This is a genomic window from Pseudomonas sp. HD6515, from assembly GCF_024971855.1.
GTDB classification, from domain to species: Bacteria; Pseudomonadota; Gammaproteobacteria; order Pseudomonadales; family Pseudomonadaceae; genus Aquipseudomonas; species Aquipseudomonas alloputida.
Genome location: NZ_CP079827.1, coordinates 1930204 through 1949312, shown reverse-complemented (window position 1 = coordinate 1949312; position 19109 = coordinate 1930204). Strand labels below are relative to the sequence as shown.

The 19109-nt window shown below is 66.4% G+C and carries 2 protein-coding genes; both read right to left on the bottom strand.

Annotated elements, in window-relative coordinates:
- Positions 1 to 7 precede the first annotated feature (7 nt).
- Positions 8 to 3397: a non-ribosomal peptide synthetase gene (locus tag KW568_RS09000; protein WP_004573636.1), complete on the bottom strand. Its 3390-nt coding sequence runs from the start codon at positions 3395 to 3397 to the stop codon at positions 8 to 10.
- Complete coding sequence (locus tag KW568_RS08995) at positions 3397 to 19086, bottom strand: non-ribosomal peptide synthase/polyketide synthase (RefSeq protein WP_004573637.1); 15690 nt, start codon at positions 19084 to 19086, stop codon at positions 3397 to 3399. Before KW568_RS08995 ends, KW568_RS09000 begins: the two co-directional genes overlap by 1 nt.
- Positions 19087 to 19109: the final 23 nt, after the last annotated feature.

Sequence of the window (19109 nt, the reverse complement as noted above, 5' to 3'; positions counted from 1 at the left end):
TCCCCTGTCAAGAGATCAGATTTTCCAGATCTTCGGCTGATAGACGTTTGAGGGCCTCCAAGGATTTAGCCAAGGCATCGTTGACCGCCTGGGTGTGCGGCTGAGCACCAGCGATCTCGGCGCAGTAGGTTTGCAGGTCGTGGGTGGTGAACAGCGCCTTGACCGCTGTTTCCAGCTTCAACTGCTCACGCAGCCGCACGGTGACCTGGGTGGCCAGCAGCGAATGCCCGCCGAGGTCGAAGAAGTTGTCGGCAAGGCCGACCTGATCGACGTGCAGCACCTCCTGCCAGATCTGCGCCACCTGCTGCTGCAGCTCACTCTGCGGTGCCAGGTAGGCCACCCGGGCGACACTCAGGTCAGGGGCTGGCAGGCGGTTGCGGTCAAGCTTGCCATTGGGGGTGTGGGGGAAGGTTGCGACGAACGTCGTCCAGGTCGGCACCATGTACTCCGGCAACACGCTGCGCAGTTGCCGCTTCAGCGCCTCGCCCAGTGCCTCCCGCGTTTGCGCATCGTCGACCACGGCCACGTCCTGCGGCACCAGGTAAGCCACCAGCTGCTGGCCACCAGGCCCCGGCCGGGCGACTACCGCCGCTTCGCGAATGGCGGGATGACGCGCCAGTTGTGCCTCGATTTCACCGAGTTCGATACGATAGCCACGCATCTTCACTTGCTGGTCGATTCGCCCAAGGTATTCCACCACACCCTCGGCCCGGTAACGCGCCAGGTCGCCGGTGCGGTACAGCCGCTCACCGTTCCCGGCGAACGGGTCGGGGACGAAACGCTCGGCGGTCAGCCCTGGCCGCTGGTAATACCCGCGCGCCAGCCCCGCCCCGCCAATCAGCAGCTCGCCGGCAACGCCAACAGGGACTGGCGCCAGGTCCTCACCCAGCAGGTAGAGCCGGGTATTGTCCAACGGCCTGCCTAGCAACGCCTGCGGCCTGGCGGGCTGCAAGCGGTGCAGCGCCGACCAGATGGTGGTTTCGGTGGGCCCGTACAGGTTCCACAACGGCCCGCCCAGGGCCAGCAGCCGCTGGGCCAGGTCATCGCTCAGCGCTTCGCCGCCACACAGCTTCGTGCAGCCGGCCAGCACCTCGCCGCGGCCGCTGTCTAGCAGCATGCGCCAGGTCGAAGGGGTGGCCTGCAGCACGGTCACTGACTGCTGCGCTACCAGCTCCAGCACCCGCTGCGGGTCCTGTGCGGTATCCGGACCGGCCAGGACCACGCAGGCGCCCTGCACCAGCGGCAAGTACAACTCCAGCCCGAAGATATCGAACGAGAACGTGGTCAAGGACAACAGGCGGTCGCCGGTAGCCAGCCCCGGCGCCTTGGCCATGCTGGCGATGAAGTTGACCAGCGCGCCGTGGGGCACCATCACCCCTTTTGGCCTGCCGGTGGAGCCCGAGGTGTAGATCATGTAGGCAAGGTGCTCGGCCGACAGGTGCGGCTGCGGGTTGTGCACACTGTAGGCTGCCACGTTGCAGCCACTGCCCAGCGGGTGCTCGGGCGCCAGCAACAGGCACTGGACCGTGGCCGGTATCGGCAGGCGTGCCTGGAGCGACGGCTGGGTCAGCAGCAGCCTGATGCCGCTGTCCTCCATCATGTAGGCCAGCCGCTCGTCCGGGTAGTGGGGGTCCAGCGGTACATAGGCACCCCCGGCCTTGAGCACGGCCAGCAAGGCGACGAGCATCTGTGGCGAGCGTTCGAGGGCCACCCCGACGTTGACGTCCGGCCCCACGCCGCCTTCGATCAGGCGCCAGGCCAGGCGGTTGGCGTGTTCGTTGAGTTGCTGGTAGCTCAGCGTCTGGTCTTCGAACTGCACGGCCGGTGCATGCGGTGTGGCATGGGCACGCTGCTCGATCAGGTGCTGGATACAGGCGTCGGCAACCGGCACCGCCGTGTCATTCCAGGCCTGGCCGATCACGTCCAGCTCGCGGTCGCTGAGCAGTGGCAACGCGGCGATTCGCTGGCCCGCGTCCGCCACGATGCCGTCCAGCAATTGCAGCCAGTGCCCGGCCATGCGCGCCACGGTCGTGGCATCGAACAGATCGGTGGCGTAGTTGAAAGAAGCGCCGATCTGCCCTGGCGCTTCGAAGGTTTCCAGGGTGAGGTCAAACGGCGCGGTGCGCGTTTCACCAGGCAAAGCCTCGATACGCAGCGCTGTGTCGCTGGCGGCCTGCTGGCCATTGCCCTGGCGCTGGTGGTTGAACATGACCTGGAACAACGGGCTGTGGCTCAGGCTACGCCCCGGCTGCAAGGCTTCGACCAGTTGTTCGAACGGCAGCTCTTGATGGGCCTGGGCGTCGCTGGCGGCCTGGCGGGCTTGCTGCAACAGCGCGCGGAAGGTCTGCTGCGGCTCGATTTGCGCGCGCAGCACCTGGGTGTTGACGAAAAACCCGATCAACCCTTCGGTTTCTACCCGGTTGCGGTTAGCGATGGGCACACCCACGCGAATGTCCTGCTGCCCGCTGTAGCGCTGCAGCAAGGCCTGGAACGCGGCCAGCAACAGCACGAACAAGGTCACCCCTTCGTGGCGGGCCAGGTCTTGCAGGCGTTGGCACAGTTCGGCCGGTAAGCTGAAGTCGTGCCGTGCGCCGCGGTAGCTCATCAGCCCCGGGCGGGGCCGATCGGTGGGCAGTTCCAGCACCGGCTGCTGGCCACCCAACTGCGCTTGCCAATAGGCCAGCTGCCGCTCGCGCTCACCGGCCTCCATCCAGCGCCGTTGCCAGATGGCATAGTCGGCGTACTGGATGGGCAGCGGCCGAACAGCCACGGCATGCCCTTGGCAGCAGGCACTGTAACCCTGCAGCAGTTCATCGACCATGACCTTCAGCGACCAGCCGTCAGCGGCGATGTGGTGCACCACCAGGCTAAGCACATGGTCCTCGGCCGCCAGGCGCAGCAACGCCACGCGCAACACGGGGCCATGTTGCAGGTCGAACGGCTGCTCCCGGTGGGCTTCGACAAAGGCCTGAATCTGCGCCTGCTCATCGCCCACACCGCGCTCACGGCATTCGATCGCTACCGTCAGCTGTGGGGCGATTTGCTGGCGTGGGCCACCGTCGCGGCTGTCATGGGTGAACGTGGTGCGCAAGCTCTCGTGCCGCGCCAGCAGCGCATCGAAACTGCCTTGCAAGGCCTGCAGGTTCAGCGGGCCATGCAGGCGCAGGCTGACCCCGATGTTGTAGGCAGTGCCCTGAGGCTCCATCTGCCACAGGAACCATTGGCGCTCCTGGGCAAACGACAACGGCACCACGGTGGTGTCGTCGCGCACCAGCGGAATGGGCAGGTTGGCCGGGGATACGCCCTCTTCAAGCATTTTCTGCAGGTATTGGCGACGCTTTTCCAGCGGCAGATTGATGAAGCGCTGAGCAATTTTCGTGGCGACTGCGGTGTCCATCACACCTCCTCCATTTCGTCCAGCAGAGCCGACAGCTTGCTGAGTGTTTGTGTGTCCGCCGGCGCAGATGCCTGGGCCAGCTGTTCGGCGAAGCTCGCCAGGGTTGGGTGCTGGAAAATCAGTTGCGGGGTCAGGCTCAGGCCGAGTTCCAGTTGCACCCGCGATACCACGCTCACGGCCAGCAATGAATGGCCGCCCAGTTCGAAGAAGTGGTCGTCCAGGCCCACTTGCTCAAGCTTGAGCACGTCCTGCCAGATGGCTGCCAGCTGCTGTTCCAGCTCACTGCCTGGGGCGCGATAACCTTGCTGCAACAGGCTGGCATCGGCCTTGGGCAGGGCCTTGCGGTCGAGCTTGCCGTTGGCTGTCAGCGGCCACCGGTCGAGCAGCAGCAGGTGCGCCGGGACCATGTAGTCCGGCAGCGCTTCCTTCAGCTGTTCGCGCAGCTGCGCGCGCAGCCCGGCCTGCTGCTCCAGCGCTACCTCGGCAGCGGGGATCAGGTAGGCCACCAGCTGCTGGCCGGTCGCGCCTTCCTGGGCCAGCACCAGGGCCTCGCGCACCTGCGGCTGGGCCTGCAGGCGGGCTTCGATTTCCCCCAGCTCGATGCGGAAGCCGCGGATCTTCACCTGGTGGTCGATGCGTCCCACATACTCGATCACCCCGTCGGCGTGGTAGCGCGCCAGGTCACCGGTGCGGTACAGGCGCCCGCCAGGGGCACCGAACGGGTCCGGCACGAAGCGCGTGGCGCTCAGGTCGCTGCGCTTGAGGTAGCCGCGCGCCAGGCCGGCGCGGCCCACGTACAGCTCGCCGATGCAGCCTTTGGCTACCGGGTTCAGGTCGCCGTCGAGCACATACCAGGACAGGTCGGGGATCGGCACGCCCATCGGGCTGCTGGCCGCCTTGCCCAGGTCAGCCAGCGACAGCGGCCGGTAGCTGACATGCACGGTGGTTTCGGTGATGCCGTACATGTTCACCAGCTGCGGCTGGCGGTCGCCGAAGCGTTCGAACCACGGTGCCAGGCTGTTGACGTCCAGCGCCTCGCCCCCGAACACCACGCTGCGCAGTGCCAGTGGCCGCTGCGGCTCAGCCGTGGTGGCCACCGCCATCAGTTGCTTGAACGCCGACGGGGTCTGGTTCAGCACCGTGACCTGTTCATCGGCCAGCAGCTGGTAGAAGGCCTCGGGTGAGCGGCTGGTGTGCTGCGGCACGATCACCAGGCGCCCGCCGTACAGCAGGGCGCCGAAGATTTCCCACACCGAGAAGTCGAAGGCATAGGAGTGGAACAGGCTCCACACGTCGTCGCTGCCGAAGCGGAAGTCGGCGTCGGTGGCCGTGAACAGGCGCAGCACGTTGCGCTGCGGCAGCAGCACGCCCTTGGGCTTGCCGGTGGAACCGGAGGTGTAGATCACGTAGGCGAGGTTGTCCGGGCTGACCGTGACCGGCGAGCAGGCCAGCGGGTCGGCCTGGCTGCTGTCATCATTGCTTTCCAGGCTGAGCACGCGCACGCCTGCCGGCACCGGTAGGCTGGCCAGCACCTGGGGCTGTGCCAGCACGCGCTGCAGGCCGCTGTCTTCGATCATGTAGGCCAAACGGTCGGCCGGGTAGGCCGGGTCCAGCGGCACATAGGCACCGCCAGCCTTGAGGATGGCGAAGATGCCAACAACCATGTCCAGCGAGCGCTCGGCAGCCAGGCCGACCAGCACGTCGGGCCCGACCCCGTCGTCGACCAGGCGCCGGGCCAGGGCGTTGGCACGCTGGTTGAGCTGGGCATAGCTCAGGGCCTGGCCCTCGCAGGTGACAGCGATGGCATCGGGGGTGCGCTGCACCTGGGCCTCGATGCGGCTGTGCAGGGCCTGGTTGGCCGGGTGCTCGGCGGGGGCAGGGTTCCACTGGGCGAAGGTGGCCTGCTGCTGTTGCGCATCGAGCAGCGTCAGGCTGCCCAGCGCCTGGTGCGCCGAGGCCTCGACAATCTGCTCCAGCAACTGTCGCAGGTGCCCAGCCAGTTGCTCGACCTGCACGGCAGCGAAGCAGCCACGGTCGTAGCCGAAGGTCACCGACAGCGTCTCGCCCTGGTTGACCGCCAGGGTCAATGGGTAGTTGGCCTGCTCATGGTTGTGCACCGCATCGAAACGCAGCCCCTCGGGTGCCGTTTGCTGGAGGATCTCCGAGACCGGGTAGTTCTCGAACACCATGATGCTGTCGAACAGCCCCTCGCCGCCGTGACCGGCCCAGCGCTGGATCTCGAACAATGGCGTGTGTTCGTGTTCACGCAATTGCAGGTTGAGGCTTTGCAACGCTTGCAGCCATTGCACCACGGGTTGTTCCGGGCGCGGGCTGGCAACCACTGGCAAGGTGTTGATGAACAGCCCGATGTGCGCTTCGACGCCGCGCAGCTCGGCAGGACGGCCCGCGACGGTGACACCGAATGCGACCGCCGCCTGCCCGGTATAACGCTGCAACAGCAACAACCAGGCCCCTTGCATCAAGGTGTTGAGCGTGACCTTGTGCTGCCGGGCAAAATCGCTGAGCTGGCGGGTTTGCTGGCGATCACGCAGCAGGACAACCTGCCCCTGCCCGGCCATGCCGGCTTCGGCCAATGGCTGGCCGGTCGCCAGGCTGCGGCTGAGCAGTGTGGGCTGTTCCAGGTCCGCCAGGCGGGCTTTCCAGAACTGCTCGCTGGCCTGCGCATCCTGGCGCTGCAACCAGCCGATGTAATCGCGGTAGCGCCCTGCCGGCGCCGCTGGGCGAGGCTCGCCGCGGGCCTGGGCGCCGTATTGTTCGAGTACCTCCCCCAGCAGCTGCGAATAGCTCCAACCGTCCATGAGGATGTGGTGGTTGGTATCGATCAGGTGGTAGCGATCGTCGCCAATGCGGATGACCTGGATGCGTTGCAGCGGCGCCTTGCCCAGGTCGAACCCGCGCAGGCGTTCGGCGTTGGCCAACTGGTCGAGCGCGGTGGGCAGCTCCCGCCGCTCGCGCCAATCCTGGTACACCAGCGCCACGGCCAGGTGCTTGTGAATGACCTGCAACGGTTGCTGCTGGCCCTGCCACAGCACACTGGCGCGCAGCACCTCGTGGCGGTCGTAGACTGCCTGCCAGGCGGCCCGCAGCCGTTCGGCATCCAGCCCCTGCACATCGGCACGCATCTGGTTGATGTAGTCACCACTGCCCTGCTCGTACAGCGAGTGGAACAGCATGCCTTGCTGCATCGGCGACAGCGCGTAGATGTCTTCGACTTGCGCCGCCGGTACCGGCAACGCATCGAGCTGGGCCTGGCTCAGGCCCGCCAGCGGGAAGTCCGAAGGTGTCATGCCCTGCTCACCGGCCTCGTTGGCCTGCAGGCAATGCTCGACCAGGCTGCGCAGCTCGCGCCCGTAATCGTCCGCCAGGCGTTGCACGGTCTGTTCGTCAAACAGGTCGAGGCTGAACGTCCAGCCCATGCGCAGCTCACCGCCATAGACCTGGCCATTGAGGCTGAGCCAGTTTTCCAGCGGCGCGTCAGCGCTCTGCTCGGCGCCGACGCCCAGCCGGGAAGGTTGCAGCAAGGCATCACCGGCGCCATCGAAGCTGGCGTCGAACTGCCCCAGGTAGTTGAAGGTGATGCGTGGTGTTGCCAGGCCTTGCAGGGCCTGACGCTGCTCGTCACTGCCAAGGTAACGCAGTACACCGTAACCCAGGCCTTTGTTGGGGATGGCGCGCAACTGCTCCTTGACCTGCTTGATCGACGCGCCCAGCTCGCCCTCGACGCGCAGGCACACCGGGTACAGGCTGGTGAACCAGCCGACGGTTCGGCTGAGGTCAAGGTCGGCGGACAGTTCTTCTCGGCCATGCCCTTCCAACTGAATCAGCGTCGCGGCCTGGCCGCTCCAGCGACCCACCACGCGCGCCAGCGCAGTCAGCAGCAAGTCGTTGACCTGAGTACGATAGGTGGCCGGAGCCTCTTGCAGAAGCTGCCGGGTCACTTCGCGGTCAAGTTGCGTGCTGACCGTGCGCGCACGTCGGCGTTGTTGCCCGGCACCTGGGTGGTCGCAGGGCAGCTCGGCGTGGTCGTGCTGCAACTGCGCCTGCCAGTACGCCAGCTCGCTGCCAAGCCCTTCGCTGCCAGCATAGGCTTGCAACTGCCCGGCCCAGTCCCTGAGCGAACTGGTCTTGGCCGGCAGCACCACCGTTTGGCCCGCCACGCATTGACGATAAGCGCGTTGCAGGTCTTCCAGCAGGATTCGCCAGGACACCCCGTCGACCAACAGGTGATGGATCACCAGCAACAAGCGCTGGCACTCGCCCGGTTGCGTTACCAGCACCGCACGCACCAGGTCGCCGCTGCCCAGGCACAGGCTGGCCTGGGCCTGGTCGCACAATGCCTCCAGCGCCTGCGCATCGGCACAGTCACGCTGCCACAACAGCGCGTGGCGCACGTGCGCTTCGCCGAAGCTGGCGCGCCAGCCCTGTTCGCTTTCGTCGAACTTCAGGCGCAAGCCGTCATGGTGCACCACCAACTGGTGCAGGGCGTGTTCCAGCCGGTCGGCATCCAGCGGCTGCAGGGCGTCCAGCAGCACCGACTGGTTCCAGTGATGGCGCTCGGGAATAGCCAGCGCGAAGAATTCGGCCTGGGCCGGCAGCAGGTGCAGCTCACCGCTGACCGGGCCCTGGTCGATCTGCTGCTGAGCGGCACCCCGCCGAGCGACACGCGCCAGGCCCTGCACCGTCTGCTGCTCGAAAACATCTTTGGGGCTGAAGGCGATGCCGGCCTGGCGGGCGCGCCCGACCACCTGGATGGAAACGATCGAATCGCCACCCAGTTCGAAGAAGTTGTCGTCCAGCCCCACCTGCTCAAGCTTGAGCACGTCCTGCCAGATCGCGGCCAGCTGCTGCTCCAGTTCACTGCGCGGGGCAACATAGGCCTGGCGTGCCTGACTCATGTCCGGCAGCGGCAGCGCCTTGCGGTCTACCTTGCCGTTCGGCGTCAGCGGCAGACGCGCCATCAGCACCCAGTGCACAGGTACCATGTAGTCGGGCAGACGGGCTTTCAGGCTGGCTTTGAGCTGTTGCTTGAGCGCGTCGGCAGCCACAGCGTCATCCGCCACGCAATAGGCCACCAACTGCGGCCCGTTGACGCCGGGCTGGGCCATCACCACCGCCTCGCGTACCTGATCGCTGTCGAGCAACGCGGCTTCGATTTCGCCCAGTTCGATACGGAAACCGCGGATCTTGACCTGGTGATCGACCCGGCCGACGTATTCCAGCACGCCGTCGGCACGGCGCCGGGCCAGGTCGCCAGTGCGGTACAGGCGCTCGCCGGGCGCCCCGCAAGGGTGCGGAATAAAGGCCTGGGCAGTACGCAGTGGGTCGCCGACATAGCCACGGCCCACGCCGGTTCCTGCCACGCACAGCTCTCCGGTGACGCCCAGCGGCGCCAGCTCCAGCGCGGCGTCCAGCACATACAGGCGGTTGTTGTCAGTGGGGCTGCCAATGGGCAGGTACACGCCTTGCGTGCTCGCCAGGTCGACGCGGAAGAACGCCACGTCATCGGAACATTCGGCCGGCCCATAGGCATTGACCAGCCCGACATCGGGATAGCGCTGCAACCATTGACGAGCGAGCTCCGGCGCCAGCGCTTCGCCAGTGGGCAGCATCCAGCGCAGCGACGGCACGGCAATGGCCGGGGCCTGGAACATACCCTGGATCAACGACGGCACACTCTCGAGCACACTGATGCGCTGCTCGCGCACGTGCTGCAGCAAGGCTTCGGGATCATGGGCCAGTTCGTTTGGCACGATCTGTACACAGCCGCCAAACAGTGGCGCTGCAAGGAACTGCCACACGGAGATGTCGAAGCTCTGCGACGCAGTCTGGGCGATCACGTCGTCCGGCCCCAGGCCCAGGTAAGGCACCTTGCTCAGTTGGTTGTTGAGCATGCCCGCCTGCTCGACCATCACCCCTTTGGGCTGCCCGGTCGAGCCCGAGGTGTAGATCACGTATGCCAGGTGCTGCGGGCCACTGTAGCGCTGCGGGTCGTGCTCGGCGCTGCCAGGCCGGTCGAGGGTTTCCAGCACCAGCAGCTGCGGCCGCGGTGCTTCGTCCAGTGCGTCCAGCAAAGCCTCGGCCTGCGCCTGGCACGCCTCGGTGCAGAGCAACACCGGGGTGCGGCTCAAGGCGACGATATGGCTCAGGCGTTGTTGTGGCAGGCCAGGGTCCAGTGGCAGGTAGCCGGCGGCGGCCTTGAAGGTGCCCACCATCATGCCCAGCAGCTCAAGGCTGCGCTGCGCCAGCAATGCCACTGGCTGGTCAGGCCCGACCCCCAGCGCAATCAGCCCATGGGCCACACGGTTGGCACGGCGGTTGAGCTCGCTGTAGCTGTACTGCCGGTCGCCGCAGCGCGCAACGACCGCCTGTGGGGTACGGGCGACCTGCGCTTCGAACAGCTCGGCATAACTGTGCTGCAGCGGGTAATCGGCAGCCGTCTGGTTGACGTGCTGCAACAGCCCTTCGCGGGTGGCAGGGGCTACCAGGCAGAACGCGCCCAGGCAGCTGTCCAGCGGCAAGCTCAGGCACTGCTGCAGCACATGCTGGAAGTTGTCCGCCAGCGCAGCCAGCGCCGGGCGCTGCAGATGCTCCAGCGCATGGCTGTAGTGCAACTGCAAGGTCTGCCCTTGGCTGATCGACAAGGTCAGCGGGTAATGCGTCTGTTCGCGGCTGTAGACCTCGCCGAAGCTCAAGCCTGCCGGGGCACCCTGCTGCAGTGCTTCGGAAACGGGGTAGTTCTCGAAGACCAGGATGTTGTCGAACAGGGCCTCGCCGCCCTGCCCGCTCCAGCGCTGGATGTCGAACAGCGGGGTGTGTTCGAACTCGCGCATGGCCACGTTCTGCGCCTGCAGCTGCTGCAGGAATTGCGCGAACGGCAGCTGCGGGGCCGGGCTGGCAGTGACCGGCAAGGTGTTGATGAACAGGCCCACCTGCTGCTCGATGCCCTTGAGCGCCGCCGGGCGCCCGGCAACCGTGGCCCCGAACGTGACGCTGTCCTGCCCGGTATAGCGTTGCAGCAGCAACAGCCAGGCACCCTGCAGCAAGGTGTTGAGGGTGACCTTGTGTTGACGCGCCAGTGCCACCAGTTGCCCGGTGGTGGCGGCATCGATCACCTGCACATGCTCGGCGTAGCCCTGCCCGGCTTCGGCCTGGGCCTCGTAGGCAATGGCCTGCGCCAGGCGGGTGGGCCCTTGCAGGTCGCGCAGGCAGTCTTTCCAGAACGCTTCACCAGCAGCGGCGTCCTGCCGGCCCAGCCAGCCGATGTAATCGCTGTAGCGGCTGGTGACCGGTGGCAATGCCGAGGGCTGCCCGTCGCCCAGCAGGGCGTACTGGTGCAGCACTTCGCCCAACAGCTGGGAGTTGCTCCAGCCGTCCATGAGGATGTGATGGCTGGTATAGAGCAAGTGCTGTCGAGCCGGACCGGTGCGCACCAGCGCCAGGCGCAGCAACGGCGCCTGGCTGAGGTCGAAGCCCTGCTGGCGCTGGTCGAGTGCCAGTTGCTCGAGGGCAGCCTCAAGGCCTTCGCGCCCCTGCCAGTCGTGCACCACGAACGGCAGTTCAACGTGTTTGCGTACCACCTGCAGGGCCTGCTCGTGTTCCCAGTGGAACTGCGTGCGCAAGATATCGTGGCGCTGCAGTACAGCCTCCCAGGCACGGCGGAAACGCTCGACATCCAGGCCGTCGACATCGACGCGCATCTGGTTCACGTAATCCCCCGCCTGCTGCTCGTACAAGGCGTGGAACAGCATGCCCTGCTGCATCGGCGCCAGCGGATAGAGGTCGGCGATCTCGGCCGCGGGCACTGGCAGTTGGTCCAGCTGGGTCTGCGACAGGCGCGCCAGCGGGAAGTCGGACGGCGTTACACCGCACACCCCCGGTGTGCAGCAGTGCTCGATCAACGCCTGCAACTCGCGGGTGTAATCTGCGGCCAGGCGCTCAAGGGTGGCGCTATCGAACAGCTCGCGGCTGAACGTCCAGCCCAGGCTCAGCTCACCGCCGTACACCTGGCCATTGAGGCTCAACAGGTTGCCCAGCGGCGCCTGCGCGTCGTGATCGGCGCCCTTGTCTTCCTTGGCCGGCACGAACAGCGCTTCGGCCTGATCGAAGCTGCCATCGAACTGGCCCAGGTAGTTGAAGGTGATTTCCGGCAGCGGTGCATGGCCCAGTTGCTGGCGCGCCTCGGCGCTGCCCCATTGGCCCAGCACCCCGAAACCGATGCCGTTGTCGGGAATGCTGTGCAGGTGCTGCTTGACCTGCTTCAAGGTGTGGGAACGCTCGCTGGGCACCGCCAGCTTCAGCGGGAACACCGTGGTGAACCAGCCGAGCGTGCGGCTGAGGTCCAGGTCGTCGAACAGTGCTTCACGGCCATGACCTTCCAGCAGCACCGACACTTCGTCGCGCCCGGTCCAGCCTGCAATCACCCGCACCAAGGCTGCCAGCAGCAGGTCGTTGACCCGTGTGCGGTAGGCGGCCGGCGCCTCGCGCAGCAGCCGCTCGGTCCATGCCCGGTCCAGGCGGCTGTAAACCGTGTGGGCGTGGCACTGCTGATTGGCTGCGGCCAGGTCGCTGACCTGCCGACGTGGCAGTGCGGCGCGCCCCTGCAACTGCTCGCACCAGTAGCCAAGCTGGCCCTGCATGTGCGCTGCATGCCCCTGCAAGCGCTTGGCCCATGCCTGCATGGAATGGCTCTTGGCGGGCAGGTTCGGCTGGTTACCCGCAAGCACGGCAGCGTAGGCCTGTTGCAGGTCCTCCAGCAGAATGCGCCATGACACCCCATCCACCACCAGGTGATGAACGACCAACAGCAACCGCTGGCTGCCGTCCGCCAGCGTTGCCAGCAAGGCACGCAGCAATGGCCCGTTTTCCAGGTCAAGGCTGCGCTGCGCTTGCTCGAGCAAAGTGTGCAACCCACCTTCATAATCCACCGCGGCCTGCCACAGCAGCGCCGCCTGGGCGCACTGGGCAGGGCTGCGGTAGTGCGCCTTCCAGCCGTCATCGGCGGGCGCAAAGCTCAGGCGCAAGGCATCATGGTGCTCGACCAGGGCGTGCAGGGCCTGGTCCAGGTCAGCAGCGTTCAAAGGCTGCCGTGGTTCAAGCAGGATCGACTGGTTCCAGTGGTGACGTGCCGGGATCTCCTGGGCAAAGAACAGCTGGTGCACCGGTAGCAGCACCTGCTCGCCACTGAGCGGCCCCTGGTCGGCTTGCACCTCGCATGCGCCGACCTGGGCAACGCTGGCCAGTGCGGCCACGGTCTGATGCTCGAACAGATCACGGGCACTGAACAGCAGGCCATCCTGACGCGCCCGACTGACCAGCTGGATCGAGATGATCGAGTCGCCCCCGAGCTCGAAGAAGTTGTCACTCACGCCCACCTGCGGCAGCTTCAGCACGCGCTGCCACAACGCGGCAAGACGCTGCTCCAGGGCATTGCGTGGCGCCACGTAGGCCTGCTGCAGGGCGCTGAAGTCGGGTGCCGGCAGTGCTTTGCGGTCGAGCTTGCCGTTGGGCAGCAACGGCAGTTGCTCAAGCACCAGCCAATGGGTCGGCAGCATGTAGTCCGGCAGGCTCTGGCGCAGCGCCGCCTTCAGTTGCTCGCGCTGCTCGGCCGGCCCGTGTGCGGCAATGCTATCGGCCAGCACCAGGTATGCCGCCAGCTGCTTGCCGCTTGGGCCGTCGACGGCTACCACCAGGGCCTCGCGCACCTCGGCGCAGGCCAGCAGGCACGCCTCGATTTCGCCCAGCTCGACGCGGAAGCCACGGATTTTTACCTGGTTATCGATCCGCCCCAGGTAATCGAACTGCCCGTCGGCGCGCAGGCGAACCTGGTCACCGGTGCGGTACAGGCGCGCACCCTCGGTGCCAAACGGGTCGGGCACGAAGCGCTCGGCCGTCAGCCCCGGGCGCCCCAGGTAGCCACGGGCCAGGCCGGCACCGCCCAGGTACAGCTGCCCGGCCACGCCTGCTGGCAGCAGGCCCAGGTCGGCGTCCAGCACACACGCACTGCGCTCGCCGACAGGCTGGCCGATCGGGGCATAGGCGCTGTCGCAATGATCCCCGGCGCGGGTACGCCAGACCATCGGCGTGACCACGGTCTCGGTGGGGCCATACCCATTGATCATCACCTGGGGTTGCAGGCTTTGCTGCACCCGCTCGTAAGTCGCCCGCGGCATGGCATCGCCGCCAAAGCTGTAAAGACGAACCGGTGGAGGGTTACCGGCATGCGCCGCATGCTCGGCCAGCTGTTGCAGGTAGGCCGGCGGGAATCCGGCCATGGTCACCCCATGCCGGCGTATCTCCTCGTAGGTGCGCTCGGGGCTCCACAGCTCATCGTCGCGCAGCAGCAGGCTGCCCCCCATGACCAGCGAGGTCAGCCAGCGTTCATGAGCACCGTCGAAGGCAAACGACAGGAAATGCAGCTCACGGTCCGCCGGGGTCATTTCGTACCATTGGCCAGTGGCCAGGCAGTGCATGGCCAGCGGCCCGTGTGCGACCGCAACGCCTTTGGGCTGGCCGGTAGAACCCGAGGTGTAGATCACGTAGGCCAGGTTTTGCGGGCTCAATGCCACGGTCGGCGCATGGTCGGCGCCCGGCTGCTCAACCCGTTGGTCGAGCAGCAGCGTACGCATGCCGGCCTGCACGTCCAGGCCCGGCAGCACCCGGCTGTGACTGAGCAACAGGTCGATGCCGCTGTCCTGCATCATGTAGGCCAGGCGCTCTGCCGGGTACTGGGGGTCCAGCGGCAGGAACGCGCCACCGGCCTTGAGAATGCCCAGCAAACCGACAACCATGTCGAGCGAACGCTCCAGGGCGATGCCCACCAGCACGTCCGGGCCGACACCCAGCGCCCGCAGGCGGTGTGCCAGCTGGTTGGCCCGGGCCTCAAGCTGGCCGTAGCTCAGTTGCTGGTCGCCGATCAGCAGCGCTACCGCTTGCGGTTGGCGCCGGGCCTGCTCGGCAATCAGCTGGTGAACCGCCGCCGGCGCGGCCGTGAGCCCCGCCTGTTGCCAGCCCTGCAACAGGGCCGCCTGCTCCTGCGGCGCCAGCAACGGCAGCTCGCCGACAGCCTGGGCTGGGTCGGCGGCCAGGCCGCGCAGCAAGTTGCACCAGTGCTCAGCCATGCGTTGCAGGGTAGCGGCTTCGAACAGCTCGGCAGCGTAGAGGAACGACACGTTGATCGCCGCGTCGGTCTCTAGCGTTTCCAGGGTCAGGTCGAATTGCGCGGTGCCACCCTGCAGGGTCATTTCCTCGGCATGCAAACCTGCCAGGCTGGTGCTGCCCACCTGCTGGCCGGCAATGCTGAGGTGGTTGTACATCACCTGGAACAGCGGGTTGCGGTCCAGCGAGCGTTGCGGGTTCAAGGCCTCGACCAGGCGGTCGAACGGCAGGTCCTGATGCGCCTGGCCGGCCAGCGCCGTGGCCTTGACCTGGCTGAGCAGCGCCGCGCCGCTCATGGCCGGGTCGACTTCGACGCGCATGACCAGGGTATTGACGAAAAAGCCCAGGACGTTTTCCAGCTCTTGCCGGCTACGGTTGCTCACCGGTATGCCGATGCGCACATCGGGTTGTTCGCAGTAGCGTTGCAACAACAGGGCAAAAGCCCCGAGGAACAGCTGGAACAGGGTCAGCTCATGCTCACGCGCCAACTGCCGCAAGCGCTGCGCCAGTTCGCTGTCCAGGGCGAACGCGACGCGCCCCAGCCGGTGGTCTTTCAGCGCGCTGCGCGGGTGGTCGATTGGCAGCTCCAGGATGGGCTGCTCGCTTCCCAGCTGCCCGCGCCAGTAGTCCAGCTGGCGCTGGAGCTCGCCCTGGTCGAGCCAGTGCTTGTGCCAGGCGGCGTAATCGGCGTACTGGATCGGCAGCTTGGCCAATGCCGGCGCCTCGCCCCGGTGCAAGGCCTGGTACAGGGCAACGAACTCACGCACCATCACGCTCATCGAACCACCATCGGAAATGATGTGGTGCAAGGTGACCACCAGCAACTGGTCCTGCTCGCCCAACTGCAGCACCTTGGCGCGCCACAACGGGCCGGTGCCCAGGTCGAACAGCCGCTGGGTCTCGGCCAGTACCTGAGCCTGTATCTGTGCCAGCTCGGCCGTTGCTGGCAGTCGGCCCCAGGTTAGCGGTAATTCACCCGCAGGCTGAATGCGCTGCAGCAACACGCCATCGCGCTCGACGAACGTCGTGCGGAAGGCTTCATGGCGTTCGCAGAGGATCGCGAAGGCCTGGATCAATGCGGCACGATCCAGTTCGCCACGCAGGCGCACGACCATAGGTGTGTGGTAGGCGGTGCTGTGCGGCTGCATCTGCCAGAACAGCCATTGCCGCTGCTGGGCGTGCGACGCGACCAGGGGCTGGTCACGCGGCACCGCTGCGATCGGCTCGACGTGCTGCGCGCCAGCGCCCAGTACCTGTTCGGCAAAGCCCTGTAGCGAGTTGCTTTCGAAAAGGCTGCGCAACGGTACGTCACGCCCCAGGATGCGCCGGACCCGGGCGATGATCTGCGTCGCCAGCAGGGAATGCCCACCCAGGGCAAAGAAGTTGTCGTCAAGCCCTACCTGGGCGACGTTCAGCACGTCCTGCCAGATCAGCGCCAGCTGCTGCAAGGTGGTCTGCGGGGCACGGTAGGCCTGTGCCGGGCCTTCGTCAGGCACCGGCAAGGCGCGTAAATCGAGCTTGCCGTTGAGTGTCAGTGGCATGCCGGGCAATGCCATGAAGCGGCTCGGCAGCATGTAGTCCGGCAACTGCCTGGCCAGCGCCGCTTGTACGTCGGCAAGCACCTGCGGGGCGTCGGCCTGGCTGTCGGGCACCACGTAGGCGACGATACGGGCCGCGCTGCCGGTGCCGTGGATAACGGCCACGGCGTCGTGCACACGGGGCTGGCGCTTGAGGGTGTCGGTGATTTCACCCAGTTCGATGCGGTAACCGCGAATCTTCACCTGATGGTCGACCCGCCCCAGGTAATCGACCTGGCCGTTCGCCAACTGCCGCGCCAGATCGCCGGTACGGTACACCCGGCTACCGGCGGCCCCGAACGGGTTGGGCACGAAGCGTTCAGCGGTCATCGCCGCGCGGCGGTGATAGCCTCGCGCCACCCCTGCACCGGCAAGATACAGTTCGCCCTGGCAACCGGTGCTCAGCGGTTGCAGCGAAGCGTCCAGCACATAAGCCTGCATGTTGGCCAACGGCCGCCCAAGCGGCGCACGCCCGGTCGCCGGTGGCGCCTCGACCGCATCAGCGAGCGCGCCCACGGTGGTTTCGGTTGGGCCGTAATGGTTGAACAGCGTGCAGTGCGGGGCCAGCTGCGCCAGTTGTGCCATCAGCCCGGCGGGGCAAGCCTCGCCGCCCAGCACCAGCGCACGCTGCGGCAGTGCCCGGGCCGGGTGCGGGCCATCGAGCAATGCCTGCAGGTGGGAAGGGACAATTTTCAGCACGTCCACCGCGTGTGCGTGCATGTAGGCGGCAAAGCGCTCGGCGTCCAGGCTGATGTCCAGGGCAATCACATGCAGGCAGCTGCCGCTGCACAGTGCGCCGAACAGGGTGGTATGGCCAAGGTCGGCCGCCAGCGTGGAGACCACCGCCATGCTCGCGACCCGGCCCAGCGCCAGGCGCTGCAAGGCCGCCTGTACGTAGTTGGCCAGGGCGCCATGGCTGATGGTGACACCCTTCGAACGCCCGGTAGAGCCCGAGGTATAGATGACATAGGCCAAGTTATCGGCATTCAGCTGTGCAGGCGGAGCCGTCGTACTGAAGCGCGCCAGCTCCTCTGCTGCCTGGTCGAGCACCAGGTAGCGCACTTGTGTGTCCTGCGGTAGACGGGGCAGCAGCGCCTGCTGGGTCAGCAGCAGTTGAACACCGCTGTCGTCGAGCATGTAGGCAAGCCGCTCTTGCGGGTATTCGGGGTCGAACGGCACATAGGCACCGCCGGCCTTGAGGATGGCCAGCAGGCCAACGATCATCTCCACCGACCGTTCGACTGCAATACCCACCCGTACTTCAGGCCCGACGCCCCACTCGATCAGTTGGTGTGCCAGCCGGTTGGCATCGGTATCGAGTTCGGCATAGCTCAGTTGCCGGTCGCCGAACACCAGTGCCGGGGCCTGCGGCTGCTGCGCCACCTGCGCGGCGAACAGCGTAAGTATGTTGTCGACGGCGAACTCGCTGGCGGCCGGTTGGCTGGCCTGCAGCAGCCGCTGCCGCTCGCCGGCACCCAGCAGCGGCAAATCGCCGATGGCCGCCAGCGGGTCGGCGGCCATGGCCTGCAACAGGTTCAGCCAATGGCTCGCCATACGTTCGATGGTGGCCGGGGCGAACAATTCGCGGGCATAGGTGAAGGCGGCCTGCACCTGGCCGTCGCGCTCCACGGTATCGAGGGTGAGCTCGAACTGGACACTGCGCTCGTGACGCTCCAGCACGTGCAGCTCAAGGCCTGATTCGCTGCGCAAGGCGCCGATGTCGGCGACGTTCGCCTGATGGTTGTGCAACACCTGGAACAACGGCGTGTGGCTGAGGCTGCGCTCGACTTGCAGGCCTTCGACCAAACGCTCGAACGGCAAATCCTGGTGGCTCTGGGCCGCGCGGGTGGTTTCGCGGATATCGGCCAGCAATTGGGCGACGGACATCTGCGGGTCGAGCTCGGTGCGCAACACCTGGGTGTTGACGAATACGCCAATCAGCCCCTCGACTTCTTCGCGATTGCGGTTGGCGACCGGCACCCCGACACGGATGTCCTGCAGGCCACTGTAATGTTGCAAAAGCAGCTTGAAACCGGCCAACAGCACACTGAACAAGGTGACCCCTTGCTGACGCGCCAGGCCAGCCAGGCGCTCGCTCAGGCCCTGTGGCACCGCGATGGGCAGGCGCTGGCCCTGGCGGCTGGCATGCAGCGGGCGCGGGTAGTCGGCAGGCAACTGCAATACCGGGTGCTGGTCGCCCAGCTTGGCCTGCCAGTAAGCCAGCTGTCGCGCCTGCTCCCCGGCCTCCAGCCAACGCCGCTGCCACAGCGCATAGTCACTGTACTGGATCGGCAACTCAGGCAGCACCGGCACCTGCCCGCGAACCAAGGCATCGTAGCCGTGGACGAATTCCTGGATGAGCACGTTCATCGACCAGCCGTCGGCGACGATATGGTGCAGGGTCAACAGCAGCACATGCTCCTGTGCCGCCAGCTTCAACAAGCGTACGCGAAACAGCGGGCCCTGCTGGAGGTCGAAGGGCAAACCGGCTTCGTCCCGCACCGCCTGCGCGACGGCGGCGTCGCGGGCCTCGGCGGCCAGCGCCTGAAGGTCGTGTTCTTCAATGACGATGGCCGCTGGCTGCACCACTTGCACCACGTCGTCACCCTGGGTCTGGAATACAGTACGCAGGGCCTGGTGACGCTGCAGTACCTGCTCGAACGCGCGCTGTACCGCCGAGGTGTCCAGCGCCCCTTTCAGCACCACCGCACTGGGCAGGTTGTAGGCGGCACCGTGTGGGTCCAGTTGCCACAGAAACCACATGCGCTGCTGGGCATAGGACAGTGCATGGCGATCGTCGACGGCGACGTCCGCAGGGATCGGGAATTGTGAAAAGTCGATACCCTCGCTGGCCAGGGTTTCGAGAAACAGCCGCCGCTTTTCCACCGGCAGCTCAATGAAACGGCGGGCGAGCTTCAGGGACTTCTCAACATTCATCGGGTTTCATCCGTGCACATGGG

Excerpts from the sequence above, each read along its gene's own strand:
- KW568_RS09000 (WP_004573636.1), bottom strand. The coding sequence starts at position 3,397 with ATGGACACCGCAGTCGCCACGAAAATTGCTCAGCGCTTCATCAATCTG.
- KW568_RS08995 (WP_004573637.1), bottom strand. The coding sequence starts at position 19,086 with ATGAATGTTGAGAAGTCCCTGAAGCTCGCCCGCCGTTTCATTGAGCTG.